The 5,230-nt window shown below is 61.9% G+C and carries 4 protein-coding genes; 1 reads left to right on the top strand and 3 read right to left on the bottom strand.

From position 1 onward, the window contains the following. Positions 1-423: 423 nt before the first annotated feature. Together ACWEO7_RS37945 and ACWEO7_RS37940 are read right to left on the bottom strand one after the other, a co-directional pair. Positions 424-1,089, bottom strand: a complete 666-nt coding sequence (locus tag ACWEO7_RS37945) for a response regulator (protein WP_452430495.1) — start codon at positions 1,087-1,089, stop codon at positions 424-426. Next, positions 1,086-2,192: a sensor histidine kinase gene (locus ACWEO7_RS37940; RefSeq protein ID WP_452430493.1), complete on the bottom strand. Its 1,107-nt coding sequence runs from the start codon at positions 2,190-2,192 to the stop codon at positions 1,086-1,088. Before ACWEO7_RS37940 ends, ACWEO7_RS37945 begins: the two co-directional genes overlap by 4 nt. A gap of 217 nt (positions 2,193-2,409) precedes the next feature. Here ACWEO7_RS37940 and ACWEO7_RS37935 point away from each other — a divergent pair, with 217 nt between their 5' ends. Further along, positions 2,410-2,838, top strand: a complete 429-nt coding sequence (locus ACWEO7_RS37935; RefSeq protein WP_452430491.1) for a DUF6223 family protein — start codon at positions 2,410-2,412, stop codon at positions 2,836-2,838. A gap of 451 nt (positions 2,839-3,289) precedes the next feature. On the opposite strand, the gene ACWEO7_RS37930 is transcribed toward ACWEO7_RS37935, so the two are convergent. Next, positions 3,290-4,405, bottom strand: coding sequence for an NDMA-dependent alcohol dehydrogenase (locus tag ACWEO7_RS37930; RefSeq protein WP_452430490.1), 1,116 nt, complete (start codon positions 4,403-4,405; stop codon positions 3,290-3,292). Between the last annotated feature and the right edge of the window lie 825 nt (positions 4,406-5,230).

Raw genomic sequence — 5,230 nt, 5'->3', positions numbered from 1 at the left:
CCTCGAAACCCGCCGACCACCCAACCGCCCTCTCCACCACCACAACCACACCAACTACCAGCCCAACACCCCAATCACAACCTGTCGTTGCAGTACTAAGTCGTCACGCATCTCGACGAGGCGTTGTCGCTGGGCGGGATCGATTCGCAGAAGCGGGCAGCGGACGCAACTGTGTTCGTGGACACAACTGGTTCCCCAGGCGCGGCCGCAGTCGCTGAGGACGAGTTTGCGGCGTTCAAAGTGGCCAAGGAACTCGTCCCATTCGGTGTCGGTGGGTCGTCGGTTTCCACAACACGATCCCCTGACTCGACGAACCGGGCACAGCCTCGGCGCACACTAATTAGTCGCCGACCGGCTTCCAATGTCGCCCGAAAAATCGTCGCGACCAGCAGTGTCGACCATCTTTTCACCGATCGAGTAGCCCTAGTGTCTCGTCGTTGGACTCACCAGGCCGGATTCGTAGGCGAAGACCACGAGTTGGGCGCGATCGCGGGCATGTAGCTTCGTCATGGCTCGGTTGACGTGGGTTTTGGCGGTGAGCGGGCTGATCGTCATACGGTCGGCGATCTGGTCGTTGGAGAGGCCCTGCGCGACCAACATGACGGCTTCGCGTTCGCGGTCGGTGAGTTCTTTCAGCGCCGTGCCGTTGACGGTCGACAGCGGGTGGGTGACGTACTGGTTGATCAGTCGGCGGGTGATTGAGGGAGCGAGGAGGGCGTCGCCTCGCGCGGCGACGCGTACAGCGTGGAGAAAGTCTTCTGGTTGGATATCTTTAACAAGAAATCCGGCCGCTCCGGCGCGTAGCGCGTCGAAGACGTAGTGGTCCAAGCCGTAGTTGGTCAGGATGACCACGTGTACTCCCGCCAGGGCGGGGTCCGCGGCGATGCGCTGTGTCGTTTCGATGCCGTCGGCGACTGGCATCTGGATATCGATGAGCGCGACGTCGGGCAGATGTTGCCTGGCCATCGCCAGCCCTTCGCGACCATCGGCTGCCTCGGACACCACCTCGATGTCGTACTCGGCGTCCAGAAGCGCACGGAATCCACTGCGGATGAGTGGCTGGTCGTCGACCAGCAGGACACGGATCATGGCGTCCGGGCCACGGGAAGTTCGGCGTGGACAGTGAACCCGCCGGCGCTGCGCGGGGCCGCCAGTAGTCGCCCGCCGAGGGCGGTGACTCGCTCCTGCATGCCGAGCAACCCCACGCCCGGCATCAAAGCGGCGCCGGGTGTGGCTTTCCCGTCGTCGTCGACTTGTATGATGACGGCGTCGCTGCGGTAGTCGATCCGGATCGACGCCTTCGCCGCACCTGCGTGCCGAGCGATGTTGGTCAGCGATTCCTGGACGATCCGGTAAGCGGTCCGGTCGACCGCGGCAGGCACGTCCTGTCGTTGCCCTTCGATGGTCAATTCGGCGTTCAAACCGGTTGCACGGGATCGTTGCACCAGGGCCGGGACGTTGTCGAGCCCGTGTCCGGGAGGTTCGCTGTCATCACGCAGCGCTTGCAGCGTCGCCCGCAGTTCCCGTGCCGCCTCGCGACCGGCTTCGCGGATCGCCAGCAGGGACTCGGGTACAGGTTCGCCGCGCTTGTGGGCCAGATGGACGGCGACCTCCGCCTGCAGTTTGATGACCGAAATCTGATGCGTGAGAGAGTCGTGCAGTTCGCGCGCGATGTGCAGCCGCTCCTCGCCGGCGCGCCGCCGCGCGGTCTCCTCGCGGGTGCGCTCGGCTTCGTCGGCACGCCGCTCGGCTTGTCGCAGTGCTTCCCCAGCCGCGCCGGCCGCGATCAACCAAGCCAGCTCAAGCGCTCCTCTGGCCTGCGCGAACGCCGCGCTGCTGTCGTGCAGGGAAGCAAGGGCCGCGATCGGCAGACCGGCCAGCAGGATCGCCGACATCGCCACCGTGATCGCCCGATGTCCCGCCCGCACAGCGGTATACACCGCAAATAGATACGCGACGGCCGGCACGTCGAAACCGGCGGCTTGGTAACCCAGCGCGCAGGTCCCCGTCACGACCAGCACAGTGACCGGGGCCCAGCGGCGGGCGACCAGAGCCAGCCCGCCGATGACGAGTAGCCCGTAGCCCATCGGGCTGAGATTCGTGCCAGAGTGCTGGCGAGAAAGACCGGTGGACAAAAGGATCGCGGCCACCCCGACGGCAATCGCCAATTCCATGGTCCGTGTCCTGCTCATGCGAGCACCCTAACTGGCGTCTCGTCCCGGTGACACCAGCGCATGAATGAACTTCCGTCTACTGCACGCGCAGTATTCCAGCAGTTCTGCTACGACATCCGCAGCAGCGTGCTGCGCTGGGCACGGCAGTGCCAAATGCCCGCGATCGGACGACGACCGTCGGCGGGTCCATCGGACAGGATCAAGCGAAGTAATTCGAATATGCAAGGAGCACCTCATGTTCAATCGTCGCGCACTCGGTGTCATAGCAGCCTCGTTCGGCAGTGTCTCGCTGGTCACTCCGGTGCTTGCGCACGCCGCAACCGAGCCGGCCACCGTAGACGCCCATACCTTGACCCCTGGTCGGCTTTTGGGCACTGCGGCAGCGCTGGTCGCACTAGCTGGAGTAGTTATCGGCGGGCTGGCCTTGGCGCGGTCCGCCGGTCGAACCGGCAAGGGCAGTGGCAAGAAGGGTGCTGTGGTGGGATTGACGGCGGGACTGACGGGCATAATTCTGGGTGGGATTGTGGTGGCTGCCGCCAAGGGGGGCCCTGGCACCGGCTACGGAATAGTAGGTGGTTTCGTGGCTCTGGTGCTCGGGCTGATTGCTACGATACTCGGCATTTTGGCGCTTGCGCACTCCCGTCGCGCTAGGTTGATCCATTGAAATATGCATGCTCTTTAGCGCGGCGGTATGAAATGGCTGTTGCTCGGACTTTCTGTTATCACTTTTCCGATTCGTGATCGATGTGGTATTGCATTCGCCTGGCACCGCTGACACTAGGATGACGACAAGGCGCAACTCTATTTCACCCACGCTCATTATGTGTTCGCCGGCTTCGGATGCCTCGATCGAACCCGGACTGTGGCGACTGTCTACGCGGGCGTGCTGGCAGGCCATGACAGGAGCCGGTGCCCTTCCGAGCGGATCGCTATGGCGGGATGCGTTTTGCGTGAGGGCCCCCGACCGCGGCGGTTGAGGGGTCTGCGCTAACCGCACGAACAAGTGCGCCCTGGGGGCCTGCGCACCGCAAGCAGACGAATTTATCGGCACTGGGCAGTCGCGCCTTGCCCGCCCTGGGTTGACCGCATTGCAGGAACAGGCCCGCGACTGGGTGTCAGTAGACGATCAGGCCTTTTATATTTTCAGCGTTGCGCATAGCTTCGTACCCATGGTTCACCTCGTCAATCGAGTAAGTTCGAGTGATCATCTCGTCAAGTTTGAGATGCCCTTCCATGTACAACCGCAACAGATGTGGGATATCGAAACGGATGTTCGCATTGCCGAACCAGGCACCCGTCAGCGTCTTGCGCATCGCTGTCAGGTCGAACAAGCTCAGTGATACATCGGTGGACTGCAGATCCCCTCCTACCGAAACATTCACGCACACCCCGCCTTTCGCAACGAGGGTCATCGCCTGGCCGATCAACGTACCGTCGGCGACACCTACGGCGATCAGCACCTTGTCGGCCATATAACCCCATGTAAGTTCCTGAAGCAGAGGAAATGCCTCATCGACGGACGCCACGGCATGGGTCGCGCCAAAGATTTTTGCTTGCGCCCGTTTGGCCGGTGAAGGGTCCACGAGAACGACGTAACGGGCCCCGCTGAGAGCTGCGCCCTGTACAGCGCCACACCCTACACCGCCCATCCCGAGTATTACGACGGTCTCGCCTGCGGACACACCTGCGGCATAAACCGATGATCCCCAGCCGGTAGTGACACCACAGCCGACAAGAGCAGCCTTGTCAAGTGGAACGTCCTTGGTAATTTTCACACAAGACGCCTGGTTTACAACGGTATGCGGAGCAAATGTGCCGAGAAGGCAAAAGATGCCAGCGTCCATGCCCCGCACGTGATGGCGTGCAGTACCGTCGGATACCTGGTAGCCGGTGAGCAAATGGGCGCCCAAATCGCAAATACTGGACTGCCCATTGGCGCATGGTCGACACCGTCCGCAGGCGGGGATGAACCCGAGCGCTACATGATCGCCTACTGCGAGTTCGGTGACCCCGTCACCGATGGCGGTCACTGTACCCGCACCTTCATGGCCGCCGATAAATGGATAGAAACCCACCGGAACGCTGCCGTCGCGCACGTGCTCATCGGAGTGGCAGAGGCCTGATGCGGCAAGCTCGACCTGAACTTCGCCATATTTAGGCAGATCGAGTTCGAGTTCTTCAATTTGCCATGGTGCGCCAGGTTCCCACAGAACTGCTGCTTGTGACTTCATTGTTGTCGTCCTCATTGGTCGGTTTCTGACAAAACGACGATGACAGGTTTTCGGTGCTATTGATGCGGTGCCGCTCCACCGGCCGAGCCCTGGCTGAATTGCCGGACCTTATACTGCTCCAGGCGGCATCCGGTGATGGACCGCGGCGTGGTCTACCTTGTGTGGGCACTCCTCAGGACGCTTTCTTGCTTCCGCAATAATCGCAGGAAAGTGGCTGTCAACTCGGCTTCAGTCTCGGGCATCGCATGATCGACGCCATCGGTAGTACGACTGTGGATACTGATTCCGCCGTAGGTAGGTACTGCGGCATATACATGTCCGGTACGAGATAGTCTCGCTGACTGAGCTTTACCGCCGTGAGTAACCGAGACGGCAAGGATCTTTTGATCTCGGACCGCCCCTGAAGCGGTGCGACAGACGGCGATAGATGAGATCGACCCCTGAGCCTGAGGCGGAACGGAAGCTCGGCGAGGCACTGTCACAGCCCAGTGAAAAGCGCGGGCCTGCTCCGATCCGGACGCTCGGCAGCGCTGTAAAGGGACTCTCCAAGCGCCGGGCCGCCCGCAAGATCCACCGATAGTGTGCCTCGGTTCGATCGCCCGCCGGGGCTCGTCCGCCCATATGTGACTGGATCACCCCGCGCATCATCCCGCACAGCTGCATGAGGTCGACACTGCCAAGATGCCTCACCGACGACCTGGTCGGATATGCCGCTTATATTGACCCGGAACTAAATGGTTGAAGCGTAAACGGTGTGTGGGGCATGGAAGTAGCCGCGGACATGGCCGGGGAGTTTCTGGATGCGTCGGAAGAACGACAGCACCG

The organism is Nocardia sp. NPDC004260, from assembly GCF_053603155.1.
This window is presented reverse-complemented; position numbering and strand designations above follow the sequence as displayed.

Bases quoted from the DNA above. Each gene is read 5' to 3' on its own strand.
- ACWEO7_RS37940 (WP_452430493.1), bottom strand. From the start codon at position 2,192: ATGAGCAGGACACGGACCATGGAATTGGCGATTGCCGTCGGGGTGGCC.
- ACWEO7_RS37935 (WP_452430491.1), top strand. From the start codon at position 2,410: ATGTTCAATCGTCGCGCACTCGGTGTCATAGCAGCCTCGTTCGGCAGT.
- ACWEO7_RS37930 (WP_452430490.1), bottom strand. From the start codon at position 4,405: ATGAAGTCACAAGCAGCAGTTCTGTGGGAACCTGGCGCACCATGGCAA.
- ACWEO7_RS37945 (WP_452430495.1), bottom strand. From the start codon at position 1,089: ATGATCCGTGTCCTGCTGGTCGACGACCAGCCACTCATCCGCAGTGGA.